The organism is Massilia oculi, from assembly GCF_017582745.1.
Taxonomy (GTDB): Bacteria; Pseudomonadota; Gammaproteobacteria; order Burkholderiales; family Burkholderiaceae_D; genus Telluria; species Telluria oculi_A.
Genome location: NZ_JAFVIM010000037.1, coordinates 1 through 17030, shown reverse-complemented (window position 1 = coordinate 17030; position 17030 = coordinate 1). Strand labels below are relative to the sequence as shown.

The 17030-nt window shown below is 62.1% G+C and carries 17 protein-coding genes; 10 read left to right on the top strand and 7 right to left on the bottom strand.

All coding sequences use genetic code 11. The annotated features are described in order from the left end of the window. Positions 1 to 144: 144 nt before the first annotated feature. The 7 genes from J3U95_RS26390 to J3U95_RS26360 form a co-directional block, all read right to left on the bottom strand. On the bottom strand, positions 145 to 423 hold the full coding sequence (locus tag J3U95_RS26390; RefSeq protein ID WP_152570888.1) for a hypothetical protein: 279 nt from the start codon (positions 421 to 423) through the stop codon (positions 145 to 147). Continuing rightward, entirely contained in the window at positions 420 to 872 is a 453-nt protein-coding gene (locus J3U95_RS26385) for a hypothetical protein (RefSeq protein ID WP_036209434.1), read from the bottom strand. The genes J3U95_RS26390 and J3U95_RS26385 overlap by 4 nt, the downstream gene beginning before the upstream one ends. A 75-nt stretch (positions 873 to 947) precedes the next feature. Then, positions 948 to 1787, bottom strand: coding sequence for a hypothetical protein (locus J3U95_RS26380; protein ID WP_152570887.1), 840 nt, complete (start codon positions 1785 to 1787; stop codon positions 948 to 950). A gap of 280 nt (positions 1788 to 2067) precedes the next feature. After that, positions 2068 to 2421, bottom strand: coding sequence for a hypothetical protein (locus tag J3U95_RS26375; RefSeq protein WP_036209429.1), 354 nt, complete (start codon positions 2419 to 2421; stop codon positions 2068 to 2070). A 276-nt stretch (positions 2422 to 2697) separates the two neighbouring features. Continuing rightward, complete coding sequence (locus tag J3U95_RS26370; RefSeq protein WP_208281520.1) at positions 2698 to 3000, bottom strand: hypothetical protein; 303 nt, start codon at positions 2998 to 3000, stop codon at positions 2698 to 2700. A 58-nt stretch (positions 3001 to 3058) separates the two neighbouring features. Next, the gene (locus J3U95_RS26365; protein WP_036209423.1) at positions 3059 to 3469 is read right to left on the bottom strand and encodes a hypothetical protein; all 411 of its coding nucleotides are present in this window, start codon (positions 3467 to 3469) and stop codon (positions 3059 to 3061) included. Positions 3470 to 3576: 107 nt separating this feature from the next. Continuing rightward, positions 3577 to 4248, bottom strand: a complete 672-nt coding sequence (locus tag J3U95_RS26360; protein ID WP_208281519.1) for a hypothetical protein — start codon at positions 4246 to 4248, stop codon at positions 3577 to 3579. A gap of 94 nt (positions 4249 to 4342) precedes the next feature. Here J3U95_RS26360 and J3U95_RS26355 point away from each other — a divergent pair, with 94 nt between their 5' ends. The 10 genes from J3U95_RS26355 to J3U95_RS26310 all read left to right on the top strand — a co-directional run bounded on the left by J3U95_RS26355 (position 4343) and on the right by J3U95_RS26310 (position 16789). Beyond that, the gene (locus J3U95_RS26355) at positions 4343 to 5035 is read left to right on the top strand and encodes an IS6 family transposase (protein WP_081925863.1); all 693 of its coding nucleotides are present in this window, start codon (positions 4343 to 4345) and stop codon (positions 5033 to 5035) included. A gap of 169 nt (positions 5036 to 5204) precedes the next feature. Next, complete coding sequence (frmR, locus tag J3U95_RS26350) at positions 5205 to 5480, top strand: formaldehyde-responsive transcriptional repressor FrmR (RefSeq protein WP_007182548.1); 276 nt, start codon at positions 5205 to 5207, stop codon at positions 5478 to 5480. 59 nt (positions 5481 to 5539) lie between these two features. Next, positions 5540 to 6649 carry an S-(hydroxymethyl)glutathione dehydrogenase/class III alcohol dehydrogenase gene (locus J3U95_RS26345; protein ID WP_007182549.1) on the top strand — a complete coding sequence of 370 codons (1110 nt, stop codon included), beginning with the start codon at positions 5540 to 5542 and terminating at the stop codon, positions 6647 to 6649. Positions 6650 to 6692: 43 nt separating this feature from the next. Continuing rightward, positions 6693 to 7091, top strand: coding sequence for a VOC family protein (locus tag J3U95_RS26340; RefSeq protein WP_017514589.1), 399 nt, complete (start codon positions 6693 to 6695; stop codon positions 7089 to 7091). Between the two features lie 182 nt (positions 7092 to 7273). After that, a complete protein-coding gene (locus J3U95_RS26335) occupies positions 7274 to 8608 on the top strand; it encodes a DUF3422 family protein (protein ID WP_023106334.1) in 1335 nt (444 codons plus the stop codon). 58 nt (positions 8609 to 8666) lie between these two features. After that, positions 8667 to 9497, top strand: coding sequence for an S-formylglutathione hydrolase (gene fghA / locus J3U95_RS26330; protein WP_011871465.1), 831 nt, complete (start codon positions 8667 to 8669; stop codon positions 9495 to 9497). Positions 9498 to 9513: 16 nt separating this feature from the next. Continuing rightward, on the top strand, positions 9514 to 10821 hold the full coding sequence (locus tag J3U95_RS26325; protein ID WP_011871464.1) for an NAD(P)/FAD-dependent oxidoreductase: 1308 nt from the start codon (positions 9514 to 9516) through the stop codon (positions 10819 to 10821). A gap of 51 nt (positions 10822 to 10872) precedes the next feature. Then, complete coding sequence (locus J3U95_RS26320; protein ID WP_208281518.1) at positions 10873 to 12186, top strand: replication-associated recombination protein A; 1314 nt, start codon at positions 10873 to 10875, stop codon at positions 12184 to 12186. A gap of 60 nt (positions 12187 to 12246) precedes the next feature. Further along, on the top strand, positions 12247 to 14112 hold the full coding sequence (gene nhaA / locus J3U95_RS26315) for a Na+/H+ antiporter NhaA (protein WP_036209522.1): 1866 nt from the start codon (positions 12247 to 12249) through the stop codon (positions 14110 to 14112). A 25-nt stretch (positions 14113 to 14137) separates the two neighbouring features. After that, positions 14138 to 16789 (top strand): excinuclease ABC subunit UvrA, encoded by a 2652-nt coding sequence (locus J3U95_RS26310; protein ID WP_036209524.1) that lies wholly within the window; start codon positions 14138 to 14140, stop codon positions 16787 to 16789. Positions 16790 to 17030 lie beyond the last annotated feature (241 nt).

Sequence of the window (17030 nt, the reverse complement as noted above, 5' to 3'; positions counted from 1 at the left end):
CGGCTTGTGGCCGGATATGAGATGCCGGATGCCGGCGTATGAATTCGGTGCATCTACTCATCTATGCGGAGGGCAAAGGTCAGTAAAGCAGTCCAGTGCGACACACCAGCGCAAGGCCGGTGTGTCATCTGGATCGAAAGGGGTTTAACTGGCGAGTGCCGCGAGGGTGTTCGTCAGTTTCGTTTTCAGTTCTTGCGTCGTAGGGGTGCTGAAATAGCAGTTGTCTTCCATCGTGAGGTAACCGGGTCGAACCAGCGTTCCCATCACGCCCAGGAATTGATTGAACGTCCCGCCTTGTGCCTGCATTGCGGCATACAAGACACCTGCAGGAGCGCCCTGCTCGCCGCCCGCTTCAACAGCTTCGATGACGCCGAGGCTCACGGTAGCGAGCGCGCGGATCTGCGTTGGGGTCATGCGGCTCATTCGGTCACCTCGTGCACTTCGTGTACGTAGGTCATCCACAGGGAGCCAGAAGGCAGGGCTTTAACGATGTCCGCCACCTGCGATTCGCTCGGATACTCGACCGAAATCGAAGTGCCCTTCTGGATCGCGCTCAGCAGGTACATGCAGTCGGCCAGCGTGTGCATTCCATGTTGCTCACCGATGCCGGTCAGGGTTTCGTGGTCGTCCAGCAGTTCTGTCATGAACTGGGCGGACCGTGCTTGGCGTTGTGCGGGGCCGGTGGCGTTCGCCGAGCTGGTGACTGGCGCCGGCGAAGCAGTTGCACGCGCGGCGAGGTCGGTGATGGCAGCCATCGCTTCGGTCGCCTGAAACTCCAGGTCGTCGGAGCCGGCAACCGCGGCGGGGATCAGCCCGCTGTCGAAAAGGTGGTTGATAAAATTGCTTGCGAAGTCCGCGCAGGAATAAGGCATTGTGATGCTCCGGTAGAGATATGGAGCTACCCCGTGTGGGATAGCCCACTAGGGTTGTATGTGTTGTGGTCGGGATCAGCCGAAAGTTACTTGTGCCTGCGCCTCACGGCGGTTCAGCCACCAGTCCATTGCGTCTTGTGCCGCCACTTTCAGCGCCAGCGACCGCGTGAGCGGATGGTGCTGGCCGAACTGCTTGTGCGAGCCATTGGGGTAGGCCGCATTGATCGCCCAGCCATCCTTCAACCCGGCTACCTGGTGCGGCAGCAGGACGTAGGATGCGCCGGCGAACAGCAGCGACTCAGCCTTGTCGAGCTGGTCCGCAAACTGCCTGCCGGAGATCGGCGGCAGCGTGGCCAGTTCTTCGGTTGTCGTCAGCACCTCGAGCGCGTCGACGCTGAACAGCTCGACACGTTCCGGTGCGCGCGCTGTAGCGGAGAGCCGTACGTTCCAGTAGTCCGGCGCCACTCCGTTATCGCTTTGGACGATACCTTCGCGGCCGGGATACTTGTCGCCTCCGATGCGTGCCTGGTTGGTCCGGACGCGAACGCGGATGCCCTCGCGCACAGCCAGCAGGCCCGTTGTCGCAGATCGCTTCTTCATTTCGGCCAGGTCGACCTTGAGCGACGAGTGGGCATCTTCGGGAAAGGCGAAGATCACACGGACACCGACCACGTCGTGGTCGTCCATGTGCGCCTGAATCGCGGGAAGAACACCGTCACAGGTCAGGGTCTTGTCACCGAGCCAGTATGCGAAGACGCTTCCGTCGACGCTGCCTGGTGCTTCGGAGATCAAAATATCCCCGCTGCGGTCGGTTGGCCATTCCCCAGCCCAGTCGCTTGGGCAGGCGGGACGGAGTTGGAAGGTGCGGCCCGTGGTCGATTGAACTGCGCGGGCCAGATTGGTGGTGGTTTGCATGGTGTGGTCCTGCGAAAAGGGAAACGCCCCACCGAAATCGGTAGGGCGCTGTTGTTGTAGGCGGTGGCGCTGCTTAGGGGCAGTAGTCGGGAAAACAGTCGAATCCCCAGTCGCGAACTCCCTCGGCCACGCCCTCGTAATACTCGAGGGGCATGTTCAACAGAATTTCGGACTGGTGATCTGACCGGTTACCGTGCCGGTACCCGCGTTGCCACAGCTGGGATCTTTGTGTGATGCCGAGGTTGGCCACGATGGTCGCTGCAATCTTGCGATTGAGCGATCAGGCGGCCAGCAACTCGACGTGTACCTGCTTGCGTTCGAATGGCGAACGTGCCGACTTGCGCACGACCAGCACCGAACGAGCAGTGCGTTGCTCCTGGCTCGGGAAAGCGATGATCGTCGCCGTCGTTGCCATGACCGGGTTGCGGTCGACGTCGCCGGCGCGCATGGACATCATTTCCCCCGCTTCCGCGAGATGATGACCCATGTTGGCGCGCAGTTCAGCCGCCAGACGCTGTCGCACTTGGCGGCGGCTCTGGCGCTTGAAGAAGCTACGCAGGGCGTGGCCACGGCGCATGGCGATTTCGCCCTCGAGGTGGCTGTTTGCGATTGCGATTACATTGATGGTATTCATGCTGCGTATCTCCGGGAAGGAGGAACGCTGTCCCTACGGGGACAGGTCCCCGATGGGTTGTAGAAGAAGCTGGCCGGTGGCGCAGCTAAATCAGATGCCGAGAGTCGGCTTAGGAAGATTTGAGCATTGCTCGTCCGTAGCTGGACGGAGAAGCAGTTTGAATTTACAACAATGCCGCATAGCGACAGGGTCAATGATACATCACCTTTCGATGAGGCAACATCCTTTTTCGCCCACATGCCACATGGAGGCGGCATGTGGGCTGCAAGGTCCTAGTTACAGATCCTCTGCGGCTTCTTGAGCTTCGTCCATCAATTCCTGCTTTATCTTGTAGACTTGATCGGACGGTGCCTGCTTCGACGGTTTCGGGTACACGAGTTCGGTATCGAGCGTTCCCGTAACGTCACCGGCTGCATCACGGCTGCTCCTAATCCACTTTACACCTTCCTTGATCGCGTCCTTACGGCCCATGTCGCCAGCGGCCACGAGGTTAGCGGCGATGTCCGCAATAATGTTGCCGCACTCTTCACGGTGTTTGTCTTCGTCCATCTGGACTGCGTCGTTTCGACCATTGGCCATGTTCGCTCCCTTCGGTGAATCCCGGCTACCGGCCGGGCGGGCGGGCGCGCATTATACGTCAAGCCCTCTTCTTTCGCTTGTCGATGGCCCACCAGCACAACACAGCCCAAACTAAGTTTAAGGGCGGCAGCCATGCACGCCCTTCCATTGCGCCGGTTTCAATAGCGCGGATCGCCATTGGGTAGCCCAGGCCCCACAAAAGGTACGACGCGTTACTGTAGAGCGCCACGCCAGCCATGATGCAGAACATCGGCACCATGAAGCGATTGAAGCCCACACGACTTTGCTCCAGGCGGCCGCACCGCATCCAGAGCCACAGGGACAGCGAAATCCCGGCCATAAAACAAGCCAGCGCCAGTGCCCCACCATCGTCGGCGCCGAAGCCCAAGGTGAAGCCTCCGAAGGCAGCAGCCGCGCATAGCGCGGCGGCGCCGCTCAGCAGTCGTGAGGCGTAAGGCTGAGTCGTCATTTTGTACTGAACTCTCGAAGGTGGTTCCCAAAAACAGAAGCCCCCAGCGACCGAATCGGTTGGGGGCTTAGGAAGTCAATTACGCTCGCAATGAGGCTTAGATCTTGTCAATGCTTCGTTTCATTGTCTTCTCCTTGTGGCTTGTTTGTAAGAGTAACGATAAACGCTTGGAGCGGGAATGTCAAATAATCCAAGGTGTACGTCTTCGTGATGGTCGAGTTTCCTGGGCCAGGCAGGACATCGGGCTCGACCTGGTCTGAAAAGTTCAAGAAGCGAACGGTGAAGTCCAGTTTCTCGGGAACAGTGTTGATGACCTTGAGCGTCATTCCGTCAACGAAGCGAGCAAATTCCTGCTGAATGATCGGGTCCTTGCGCAGCTCGTACTCTTGATCTACAACACGCGTGATCCTGTAGTCCTTGCCAGCCAACACCGGAATTTTTACAGTAACTGAGCCGTTTTCCACTACCGAGTACTTGTTCTTCACACACGCTGCAATGCCGCCGTCAGTGCTCAAGGTAAGCGAGGTCACAACCTTCTTGTCCTCGAAGCCTTCGCCTTCACTTGAGGTCAAGAAGTTCGTGTTCGTGGCAACCAGCAGCGAAGTGGCCATGATATCCCGAATTTTGACTCGGCCAGTGCTCGCATCGTAATCCAGCAATGTGATTTCCCGCACGAAATTGCGCAGCGAGTAGTCATGGCGGACCCGCTCAAGCCTCGCCGCTGATTTATTGAAGCTCGCACAAAGATCCGGGTTCGTCATCACCAGGACGTGCTCCATTGCCTTGTGAACGACATCATCGGTTCTGTCGCATTAGGGAACGTCGACGGGTCAATCGGGTAAACTGCGGCGCCCGAACCCAGGACGAATCGATATGCTCAACTTCAAAGGGATGCGTTTTCCTATCGACGTGATCCTGGTCTGCATCCGTTGGTATGCAGCCTACCCGCTGAGTTACCGGCACCTCGAGGAGATGATGGAAGAGCGCGGCGTGTCGGTCGACCATTCGTCGATCAACCGGTGGGCGGTTCGTTTCCTGCCGCTCATCGAGAAGATGGCCCGGAAATACAAGCGCCCCGTCGGTGGCAGCTGGCGAATGGATGAGACCTATATCAAGGTCAAAGGGGTCTGGAAATACCTCTACCGCGCCGTCGACAAGCAGGGCAAGACTGTCGACTTCCTGCTAACGGCCAAGCGCGACATGCCTGCAGCGAAGCGCTTCTTCGAAAAGGCGATGGGTGCGAACGGCAATCCCGACAAGATCGCGATGGACAAGAGTGGTGCCAATAAGGCGGCGATCGACGAGGTCAACGCTGGTCGCGACGTCCGGATTGCGGTACGCCAAGTCAAATACCTCAACAACATCGTCGAGCAGGACCATCGCGCTATTAAGCGGGTGACCAGGCCGATGCTCAACTTCAAATCGTTCCGGTCCGCCAGTTCGGTGCTGGCTGGAATTGAGCTGATTCACATGATCCGCAAAGGTCAGTTCGAGATCGACGGCGCCGAGGCGATGTCGTTCGCCGACCAATTTTCTGCGATGGCAGGAGTGGTCCGTCCAGTGTGAGGGGCGCAGCTCCGTTTTCGGCCAATTTCCGCCGTTTGATCAACAACGCGACAGAACCCTAGCCTGTAATAGTGCTCGAAGAGCACAGAATTTGTGGCGAAGTTCGGCCGCATATACTATGGTGGAGTATTGTATAATGGGGCGGTGTACCCAAGTAGAGAGGTGTTCGATGCCACACAGCCCGGAAGAAAAGAAGCAAGCCCTGACGCGCATCCGGCGCATCAAAGGTCAGGTAGCGACTCTTGAGCAAGCGCTCGATGCAGGTGCGGAATGCCCTGCAATTCTTCAGCAGCTTGCGGCCGTTCGTGGGGCAGTCAACGGATTGATGGCAACCGTTCTGGAGAGCTATCTGCGGGAAGAGTTTCCCAGTAGCGAAATCAGGAGCGATTCGCAGAACAAGTCCATTGACGAGACCATCTCTATCGTCCGCTCCTACCTGCGGTAGATGCACCAGGGTGCCCTCGGTGAGGGCAAATTTAGTTAGCTAGTAAAGGAAGCGACATCATGAAATCACGTGCAGCAGTTGCCTTCGGGCCAGGAAAGCCGCTGGAAATCGTCGAGATCGACGTCGAGCCGCCGCGCAAGGGCGAGGTGCTCATCAAGATCACGAACACCGGCGTTTGCCATACCGACGCCTTCACCCTGTCGGGCGACGACCCCGAAGGTCTCTTCCCGGTCGTGCTGGGTCATGAAGGTGCGGGTATCGTCGTGGAGGTGGGTGAAGGTGTGACCAGCGTGAAGCCTGGCGATCACGTCATTCCCCTCTATACCGCCGAGTGCGGCGAGTGCCTGTTCTGCAAGTCCGGCAAGACCAACCTGTGTGTCGCGGTGCGCGCCACCCAGGGCAAGGGCGTGATGCCCGATGGCACCACCCGCTTCAGCTACAACGGCCAGCCGATCTACCACTACATGGGCTGCTCGACCTTCAGCGAATACACGGTGGTGGCCGAAGTCTCGCTGGCCAAGATCAACCCGGACGCCAATCCCGAGCATGTCTGCCTGCTGGGTTGCGGTGTGACCACCGGCATCGGCGCTGTTCACAACACGGCCAAGGTTCAGCCGGGTGACTCTGTGGCCATCTTCGGCCTCGGCGGCATCGGGCTCGCTGCGATTCAGGGGGCACGCCAGGCCAAGGCAGGTCGCATCATCGCCATCGACACCAATCCAGCGAAGTTCGAGCTGGCTCGTACCTTCGGCGCGACCGAATGCCTCAACCCGAAGGACTTCGACAAGCCGATTCACGAGGTTCTCATCGAGATGACCGGTTGGGGTGTCGATCACACCTTCGAGTGCATCGGCAACGTCAACGTGATGCGCTCGGCACTAGAAGCAGCACATCGTGGCTGGGGCCAGTCGATCGTCATCGGCGTCGCTGGTGCAGGCAAGGAAATTTCGACGCGCCCGTTCCAGTTGATCACCGGTCGCACCTGGAAGGGCTCGGCTTTCGGCGGGGTCAAGGGCCGCACTCAACTTCCCGGCATGGTGGAGGACGCAATGAAAGGCGAGATCGATCTCGCCCCGTTCGTCACCCACACCATGGGCCTCGACGACATCAACAAGGCCTTCGACCTGATGCATGAAGGCAAGTCGATTCGCACGGTGATCCACTACTGACCGCCCACTACCCATTCAACACCAACCACCAAGGAAATTAATCATGTCCACTCCTGTCATTTCTGGCGATGGCATCTTTTCGCACATTTTTATCGGCGCTGCCGACCTTCAGAAGTCGGTCGCGTTCTACGACGCCGCTCTGGGTGCTCTTGGCATCAAGAACCTCGGTCCTTTCAACAACGGATGGGTACTTTTCGGTCGCGAAAAGCCGGCTTTCATCATCGCCCGTCCGGGCAATGGTGAAGCGCCCTCCAGCAACGGCGTGACGATCGGCTTTGCGGCCGCCACTCCCGCCGAAGTGGATGCCTTCCATGCTGCCGGCCTTGCCGCAGGCGGCACCGACGAGGGCCAGCCTGGCGCACGTGGTCACCTGCCGGGTGCCTATGCGGCCTACCTGCGTGATCCGGCGGGCAACAAGGTCTGCTCGTACACCTTCGTCTGAAAGCAAGGAAGCTGAGGGCGTTCTGAAAGGGCCAGCACAAGCCTCTATACGGCGAGCCTATTAGACGGACCGTGTAGAGCGGTGCCTGCTCATGAAGATCGGCCCGCAGCCATGTGCGAAACGCATGGCTGCGGGCATTTGCTTTGAAGCGTGTTTTTCAACCAATGAGAAATGAGGTCGTTATGCAAGAGCCGGCCAACATCAATGCGACGACCGTACAACCCGCCCCGACCGCCACCGTGTACGGCATGCCGGCCTATGCCGATCGTGCTGCGGCCGTGGGTGAAGTGCATGCGCGCCCGCATCTGTTGATTCAGGCCCCCCGCGGCATATTGCAGCTCGCTTTCATGACCGAAGGCGATCAGGCCAGGGATCAGATGGCGATGAGTGAGTTGTCTCATCGCTTCGGCGTTGCCGAGCCCGACCACGCTACGCCGCTTCACGGCATGACATGGGATGAGGGAGACCTGCACTGTGAAAAGCACACCGAGTTCTCAACGTATCTCTGGTGCGCTTCGCTGGATTCCGAGACGGGAGAGCCGTGCGGCGAAAATCCGTTCAAGCATGGATTTGTTCCTCCCGGCCCGGTCGTATCCGGCATCCGTTTGAGACTTCTTCCATGGACGCCGGAAACGGAGAAGGAGGCCGATCGCTTCGATCCTGCCAGCCTGTGCTACTCGCTGGTGGAGAACGGCTCTGCCGCCATCCTCACCGACTTCCGACAGGATGAGGATGGCCTGACGCAGATCCTCGTCCTTGCCCGCGATTTGACCCCGGCGCGGGCGGGTGCGCTGGCTCAACGTCTGCTGGAGATCGAGACCTACCGTACCTTGGCGTTGCTGTCCTTGCCGTTGACGCGGTCGATGACGTCGGAGCTGCGGCGCATGGAGTCGCGCCTTGCGGCGATCACCGACGAGATGTGTACGAGCTTGGTGGAACGGCGCGACAGCGACGTGCTGCTGTCCGAATTGACCGGCCTGGCTGCCGAACTGGAAGCTGGCGTTGCGGCGAATCTCTATCGCTTCGGCGCCAGTCGTGCCTACTACGAGATCGTCGAGGAAAGGCTGGCAGCGCTTTCGGAAGAGGCCGTATCCGGGTACTGCACCTGGGCGGATTTCCTGCAGCGTCGCATCGCTCCCGCCATGCGGACATGCCAATCCGTAAAGGAGCGCCAGACCAAGCTCTCCGACAAGCTGACCCGGGCCATCGCGTTGCTGCGTTCCTGGATCGACGTCGAGCTTGAACGCCAGAACCGCGATCTGCTTGCGTCGATGAACAACCGGGCCAAGATGCAATTGCGCCTTCAGCAAACCGTCGAAGGCCTGTCGGTCGCGGCAATTTCTTATTACGTCGTGAGTCTTCTCGGCTATTTGCTCAAGGGCATTCCGATGGTTCACGACAGCGTGGCGCCGGTGATGGCGGTTCTGGTGCCTGCGGTGATGCTGACGATCTGGTGGATCGTGCGCAGGATCAGACACGCCCACGGCGACACGGCAGCGGAAGAGAAATCTTCCTGACGAGCTGCCGTCCTGGCGCGCGAGAGCTGCGCCGTTCCTTTGAACATAGGAGAACTACATGGAACGCATCGAACATCACGCCAGCTTTGATGGTTGGCAGGACGTTTATCAGCATGAATCCACGACGCTCGGTTGCACGATGAAGGTCGGCGTCTATCTGCCTCCGCAGGCACAGCACGGCAAGGTGCCGGTGCTGTACTGGCTTTCAGGCCTCACCTGCACCGAGCAGAACTTCATCACCAAGGCCGCCGTCCAGCGCTACGCGGCCGAACATGGCATTGCCGTCGTCGCGCCCGATAGCAGTGCTCGCGGCGAAGGCGTTGCCGACGATCCTGCCTATGACCTCGGACAGGGGGCGGGTTTCTACGTCAACGCCACACAGGAACCCTGGGCTGCGAATCATCGGATGTACGACTACGTCGTGCAGGAATTGCCGGCGCTGATCGAGGCCCACTTTCCCGTGACAGCGGAGCGGAGCATCAGCGGCCATTCCATGGGAGGACACGGCGCTCTGGTCATCGCCCTGCGCAACCCGGGCCGTTATCGAAGCGTCTCGGCCTTCTCGCCCATCGTCGCCCCCACCCAGGTTCCCTGGGGGCACAAGGCCTTCGAGGCGTACCTGGGCAGCGATCGGGAAGTGTGGAAGCAGTACGACACCGTGGAGCTGATTCGCACCGTGCAGGAGCGTTTGCCGTTGCTGGTTGATCAGGGCTTGGGCGACGAGTTCCTGGAGAGCCAGCTTCAGCCCGACCTGCTGCGCAAAGCCTGCGACGAGACGGGGCACCCGCTCACGTTGAATCTGCGCCCAGGCTACGACCACAGCTACTACTTCATTGCCAGCTTCATTGGCGAGCATATGGCACACCACGCATCGGCGCTGAAACGCTGAGAGAGGAGATCAGGTCATGACAAAGACCTCCAAAAACCGACATCACGTCGTCATTATCGGAGCGGGCTTCGGCGGGATCGAGGTTGCCAACCAGCTTGCTGGTGTCGAGGTCGATGTGACGATCATCGATCGGCGCAATCATCACCTGTTCCAACCCTTGCTTTACCAGGTCGCAGGTGCGTCACTTTCGACATCCGAGATCGCCTGGCCTATTCGCTATCTCTTCCGAAATCGCCCGGAAGTGAACACCTTGATGGCGGAAGTGGAAGGTATCGACCAGGACGCGCGTCAGGTCATTCTCAACAATGGAATGCGGCAAACCTACGACACGCTCGTGCTCGCGACAGGTGCTACCCATGCCTACTTCGGACACGACGAATGGGGGGCTTTCGCGCCGGGGTTGAAGACGCTGGAAGATGCCACGACCATTCGGGGCCGAATCCTCGCGGCTTTCGAGGAAGCTGAGCGCACGAGCGATCCTCAGCAGCGTGCCGCGCTGCAGACGTTCGTCATCATCGGTGGTGGTCCCACCGGGGTTGAATTGGCCGGAACCATCGCCGAGCTGGCACGAGACACGCTGGCGCGTGACTTCCGCTCGATCGACCCGAGCACATCGCGGGTTGTACTGATCGAGGCTGGCCCGCGTCTGTTGTCGGTCTTTCCAGAGGATCTTTCGGCCTATACGCGCCAGGCACTCGAAAAACTCGGGGTCGAGGTCGTGCTGGGTACTCCGGTCACCGAATGCTCGGCCGACGGCGTGGTGTATGGCGGCAAGCCCCTTTCGGCCAAGACCATCGTCTGGGCCGCCGGAGTCCAGGCGTCTCCCGCAGCTCGCTGGTTGGGCGCTGCGTCTGATCGTGCTGGTCGAGTGGTCGTTGGCCCTGACCTGACGGTGGCCGGTCGCCCGGAGGTCTTCGCCATCGGCGATACAGCCTCGTGCACCATGGCCGATGGGAAGCCCGTGCCGGGCATCGCCCCGGCCGCCAAACAGCAAGGGAAGTACGTCGCTAACCTGATTGGACGGCGTTTGAAGGGCAAGCCCGCTGACGGGCCTTTCAAATACCGGCATCAGGGGAACCTGGCCACCATCGGCCGCAGCCTGGCGGTGATTGACATGGGGCGGGTGAAGCTGCGTGGTGCCTTTGCGTGGTGGATCTGGAAGCTGGCGCACATCTACTTTCTGATCGGCACGCGAAATCGTCTCAGTGTCGCTTTGAGCTGGGTATGGAACCACAGCATCGGCTACCGCGGCTCTCGCATCATCATGCATGCGATTGCCGACAAAGAGCCCACGGCGTTGGATAAATCCGGCTCTCTGGATTGAGGTGCCCACCTTATCGGAACGTCAACTATCAGAAATGCCAGGGAGAGGAACTTGACCGATCTATTCACGACAAAGCCCAAGCCTCCCTTGGCCGAACTCCTGCGGCCCAAGACGCTGGACGAATTCGTCGGGCAACGGCACTTGCTCGGCCCCGGCAAGCCGCTGCGTCTCGCGTTCGAGGCGGGCAAGTTGCACTCGTTCATCCTCTGGGGGCCGCCAGGCGTGGGCAAGACCACCCTGGGGCGCCTGGCCGCCAGTGCGACCGACAGCCGATTCATCGCCATCTCGGCCGTGCAGGCCGGGGTGAAGGACATCCGGCAAGCCATCGACGAGGCCCAGGCCGAACTGGACAACCATGGTCGATCGACGGTGCTTTTCGTCGATGAGATCCATCGCTTCAACAAGGCGCAGCAGGATGCCCTGCTGCCCCATGTCGAGTCGGGGCTCCTGACCCTGGTGGGGGGGACGACCGAGCATCCGGGGTTGGCGGTCAATTCCGCACTGCTCTCGCGCGCGCAGGTCTATACCCTCGAACCGCTGTCCAGCGACGAACTGAACCAGCTCTACGAACGCGCACTGCCGCATCTCCAGGGCGTCACGTTGGACGCGGACGCGCTGGATCTGCTCAAGGGCTTTGCCGATGGCGATGGCAGGCGCTTCCTCAATCTGCTTGAGCAGGTGACGAATGCGGCGTCGGGCGCTGGCAAGACCGTGGTCGATGGCCAGTCCGCCAAGCTGTCCACCAGTCCATCGCTGCGCAGGTTCGACAAGGGCGGTGACGAGTTCTACTGGCAGCTCTCAGCCTTCCACAAGTCGCTACGGGGCTCCGACCCTGATGCGGCCCTGTATTGGCTCGCCCGCAACCTTGACGGTAGCGGCGACGTCAGCCAGGTGACCCGCCGCATGGTGGTAGTGGCCAGCGAAGACATCGGCAATGCCGACCCGCAGGCGCTGCAACTGGCGCTCAATGCCGCGCTGGCTTATGAGAGGCTGGGTTCCCCCGAAGGCGAAATACCGATTGCCCACGCGGCGACCTACCTTGCTGCCGCCCCCAAGTCGAACGCTGCCTATGCCGCCTGGAACAAGGCGAAGACCTTCGTCAAGAACAGCGGCTCCCTGCCTGTGCCTCTCCATCTTCGCAATGCGCCGACGAAGCTGATGAAGCAGATGGGATATCATGAAGGCTACCGCTACGCGCATGATGAGCCCAACGGCTATGCCGCTGGGCAAAGCTACTTTCCCGAGGGCGTGGCGCGGCCGGGCTGGTATCAGCCAACGGACAGAGGTGTTGAGCGCAGGCTGGGAGAATGGCTTACTTGGCTGCGCTCGCTGGATGATGGGACGCTGCCAGAGGCGGACGCCTGACCGGTCGCCTCCGAAACCGGCTCATCGCGACTTCACGAACTACAGGAACAGGATAAGAACATGTCAGCCACTTCTTTCGGTGCATCCTCGGCGAATGTCAGCCTGGGACGCGTTGCCCGCTATCTGCGCACGGAGTCTGGTGCTGCGGTGCTGCTGGTGATCGTCACGGTCGTGGCGCTGGCGTGGGCGAACTCGCCGCTATCCGATGCCTATTTCGAGTTGTGGCACCTGGACGTCGGGTTTGACTTCGGGCCGCTGGGCCTGCACATGGACCTGCATCACTGGGTCAACGACGGCCTGATGGTCGTCTTCTTCTTCCTGATCGGCCTGGAGGTGCGTCAGGAGTTCGCCCACGGATCGCTCCGGGATCGCAGCCGTGCCGGTCTCGCCCTGATCGCGGGGGTCGCGGGTGTTGTGCTTCCCGCTCTGGTGTACGTCCTGCTCGTGGGGCTGGCCGGAGGTCAGGGCCTGCACGGGTGGGGTGCGGTGGTCGGCACCGATACGGCGTTCATGCTGGGCACCCTGGCGATCGTCGGTCCGCGGCTGTCCGGTGAATTGCGTGTGTTCCTGCTCACCCTGACCGTGGTCGATGACTTCCTCGCCGTGTCCATCATCGGCATCGTCTATAGCGAGGAGATCCGGGTCGTCCCGTTGTTGATCGCCCTCGCCAGTCTCGTCGGGTTGTGGTTACTGGGGCGCACCCGCCAGTGGCGGGCAATGCCGTATGTGCTGATCGTGATCGTGCTGTGGCTCGCAACCGTGTATTCCGGCATCCATGCCTCCCTCGCCGGGATGGCCGCGGGGCTCCTGATCCCCGCCTATGCGACGCAACGTCACGGGGTCGTTGCGGCAAGACAGTTGTTCCGTGACTTCTGGCAGTCTCCGAGTGCCGCATCGGCTCGCGCGGTGGACTGCGGGCTGTCCCAGGGTATCTCGGTGAACGAGCGGCTGCACGAGTTCCTGCGGCTGCCGACAGCGCTGCTGATCGTGCCGGTGTTCGCCTTGGCGAACGCCGGGGTGGACCTGCGTGGTGGGCTGCTCGCTGAGGCCTTCGGCTCGCCCGTGACCTGGGGCGTCATCGCGGGGCTCGTGCTCGGCAAGCTCCTGGGCATCGGGCTCACCACGCTCGTCGCCGTCCGTCTCGGCCTGGGCCGGCTGCCCGAGGGCGTCGGAATGGGGAGCGTGTTCGGTGGTGCGGCACTGTCCGGGATCGGGTTCACCGTGTCGCTGCTCATCATCGGGCTCGCGTTCGGCACGACCTCCGACCTGGGCCGCCAGGCGACGGTCGGCGTGCTCGTGTCGATGATGCTCGCCACGTTGCTCGGGTGGCTCATCTTCAAGGTTGCCGCTCGCAGGTGGGGTGAGGAGAACGCCGATCTGCCGATGGTGCTTGAGCCGCCGGTCGATCCCGAGGTCGATCACATTCGCGGGCCAGAGGACGCGCAGCTCACGCTGGTGGAGTACGTGGACTTCGAGTGCGAGTACTGTGCGCACGCTACCGGTTCTTGGGAGGATCTGCGCGCCCACTTCGGGGACGACCTGCGGTATGTGGTGCGCCACTTGCCGCACCACCCGCATGGGCCGATCGCCGCGCGTGCGTCCGAGGCGGCATCGAATCAGGGGATGTTCTGGCCGTGGCTGGACTTCGTGTTCACCCGTCAGCACGCGCTGGAGCGCGAGGATCTGATCGGCTACGCCGCAGAGCTTGGGCTCGACGTCGATCGGTTCATCGCGGATCTCGACAGCCCTGCGGTGATCGAGCGTGTCGAGCGCGACCTCGCCAGTGCGGTCGCCAGCGGTGCGCACGCCACGCCGACGTTCTTCGTCGAGGGTCGCCGCCTGCGCGGCAGCTACGACGCCCGCTCTGTCACCGCAGCGCTCGAAGCTAGCCGCCGCGGCACCCGAACTCAGGAAGTCCCGTCCTGAGCGGGACGAACTGCAAGATAAGAACATGCCAAACAAGTCTTTCGGTGAATCCTCTTGTACCGCTGCGGCCAGCGGCCTCGTGCAGGTGCGTGGCGCGCGCGAGAACAACCTCAAAGAGGTGGACGTCTCCATCCCGCGTAACGCGCTGGTGGTGTTCTCGGGTGTCTCCGGCTCCGGTAAGTCCTCGCTGGCCTTTGGCACCATCTATGCCGAGGCCCAGCGGCGCTACTTCGAGTCGGTGGCCCCCTATGCGCGGCGACTGATCGACCAGGCCGGCGTACCGGACGTCGATGCGATCGACGGCCTGCCGCCGGCGGTGGCGCTGCAACAGCAGCGGGGCTCCAGCAACGCGCGTTCCTCTGTGGGCAGTGTGACCACCTTGTCCAGCCTGGTGCGGATGATGTATTCGCGCGCCGGCGCCTACCCAGCCAACCAGCCCATGCTGTACGCCGAGGATTTTTCGCCCAACACGCCGCAGGGAGCGTGCCCGACCTGCCACGGCCTGGGCCATGTGTACGAGGTGACTGAGGCCATCATGGTGCCCGATCCCTCCCTGAGCATCCGCGAGCGGGCGATCGCCTCCTGGCCCCCCGCCTGGCAAGGCCAGAACCTGCGCGACATCCTGGTCAGCATGGGCTACGACGTTGACCGACCGTGGAAGGACCTGCCGAAGAAGGATCGCGACTGGATTCTGTTCACCGAGGAAACACCGACGGTGCCGGTGTACGCCGGCTTCACGCCCGCCGAAACCCGCGCCGCGCTCAAGCGCAAGATGGAGCCGAGCTACATGGGCACCTTCACCGGCGCCCGGCGGTATGTGATGCACACCTTTGCCAACACCCAGAGCGCGCTGATGAGAAAGCGCGTGTCCCGGTTCATGGAGGGCAAACCGTGCCCCACCTGCCACGGCAAGCGGCTCAAGCCCGAGGCGCTGTCGGTCACCTTCGCCGGCGTGGACATCGGCGCGTTCATGCAGATGCCGCTGGACCAGTTGGCGGCCTTGCTCGAACCCATCGCCCAGGGCGATTTCCGCGCCCATGCAGCGGGGGCGGCTACGGACAAGGAAGCGACCCGACGCGACCGTGCCGAACGCGCGGCCTCCGGTCGCGCCGTCCATGCGGTATCGCCCGACGTGCGCCGCACCTCGGCGCTATCGGAAGAAAAGCGCCTCGCCGCGCAGCGCCTGGCCGGTGGCGTGATGGCACGCCTGCGCCAACTGCGTGGGCTGGGCCTGGGCTACCTGACGCTGGACCGGGCCACACCGACGCTTTCGGCCGGCGAGTTGCAGCGCCTGCGGCTGGCCACGCAATTGAGTTCCCTGCTGTTCGGTGTCGTGTACGTGCTCGACGAGCCCTCCGCGGGCCTGCACCCCTCCGATAGCCAGGCCCTGTACGACGCACTCGACCGGCTGCGCGACGCCGGCAACTCGGTGTTCGTGGTGGAGCACGACTTGGACCTGATGCGCCGCGCGCAATGGCTCGTGGATGTCGGGCCGGATGCTGGGGAGCGTGGCGGCCGCGTGCTCTACAGCGGCGAGCCGGATGGCCTGCGCAAGATTGCCGAATCGCGCACCGCCCGCTATCTGTTCGAGGAGATCCCCGCGCCGGGAAGCCGGGCACGCGAAGCGACCGGCTGGCTGGAACTGCAGGGCATCCACCGCCACAACCTGCATGGCGTGGATGCACGCATTCCGCTGGGCGTGCTGACGGCCGTCACCGGCATCTCCGGCTCGGGCAAGTCCAGCCTCGTCGCGCAGGCCCTGCCGGAGCTGGTGCTGCTGCACCTGGGCCACGGGCCGGAAGACGATGTAGCCGAAAGCGCCACCAGCGAAGGGCCGGCAGTGATCGAAGCGACTGGCGGTCGTCTGGCGGGCGACGTGGACGCCATACAGCGCATGGTGCAGGTGGACCAGAAACCGATCGGGCGCACGCCCCGATCCAACCTGGCCACCTACACCGGCCTGTTCGACCATGTGCGCAAGCTGTTCGCCGCCACACCCGATGCGCGACGCCGCCGCTATGACGCCGGGCGCTTCTCGTTCAACGTCGCCAAGGGACGCTGCGAGACCTGCGAGGGCGAGGGCTTCGTCAGCGTGGAACTGCTGTTCATGCCCAGCGTGTACGCGCCGTGCCCGACGTGCCATGGCGCACGCTACAACGAGGCCACGCTGAAGGTGCAATGGAACGGGCGCAACATCGCCGAGGTGCTGCAGATGACCGTGGACGAAGCCAGCGAATTCTTCGCGGGTGAAGACGCTGTGGCAAGGCCACTGCAACTGCTGCGCGATATCGGACTTGGTTATCTGCGCCTGGGACAGCCGGCGACCGAGCTTTCCGGTGGCGAGGCGCAGCGCATCAAGCTGGCGACCGAGCTTCAGCGCAGCCAGCGCGGCCGAAGCCTGTACGTGCTCGACGAGCCGACTACCGGGCTGCATGCGTCGGACGCCGACCGGCTGCTGGTGCAGTTGCAGCGCCTGGTCGATGCCGGCAATACCGTAGTGATGATCGAACACGATATGCGCGCGGTGGCGCAGGCCGACTGGGTGATCGACGTAGGGCCTGGTGCAGGCGCTGCCGGCGGCAGCATCGTGGTGGCGGGCTCCCCTCAGCAGGTGGCCCGAACGCCTGGCAGCAGAACCGCTCCGTTCCTTGCACAGGAGTTGGCACGGGCCGAGTAGCTCAGTTCGCCAAATGTTGCCAATTTTCGCGGGGCATTGATCGTCGCCACACGACGGTGGCGATCAATGCCCGAATCGCGTCATCCTTCCTGAGTCAGAGCAAGATAGGGATTGTTGGGGGTTTTGTCGCGTTAGCCGAGCGGTTGTCCCGATCGGGTAGACTGCAACGCCGCACATTGACGATCCGATATGCTCAGCTTCAAAGGAATGCGTTTCCCGATTGACGTCGTCCTGGTCTGCA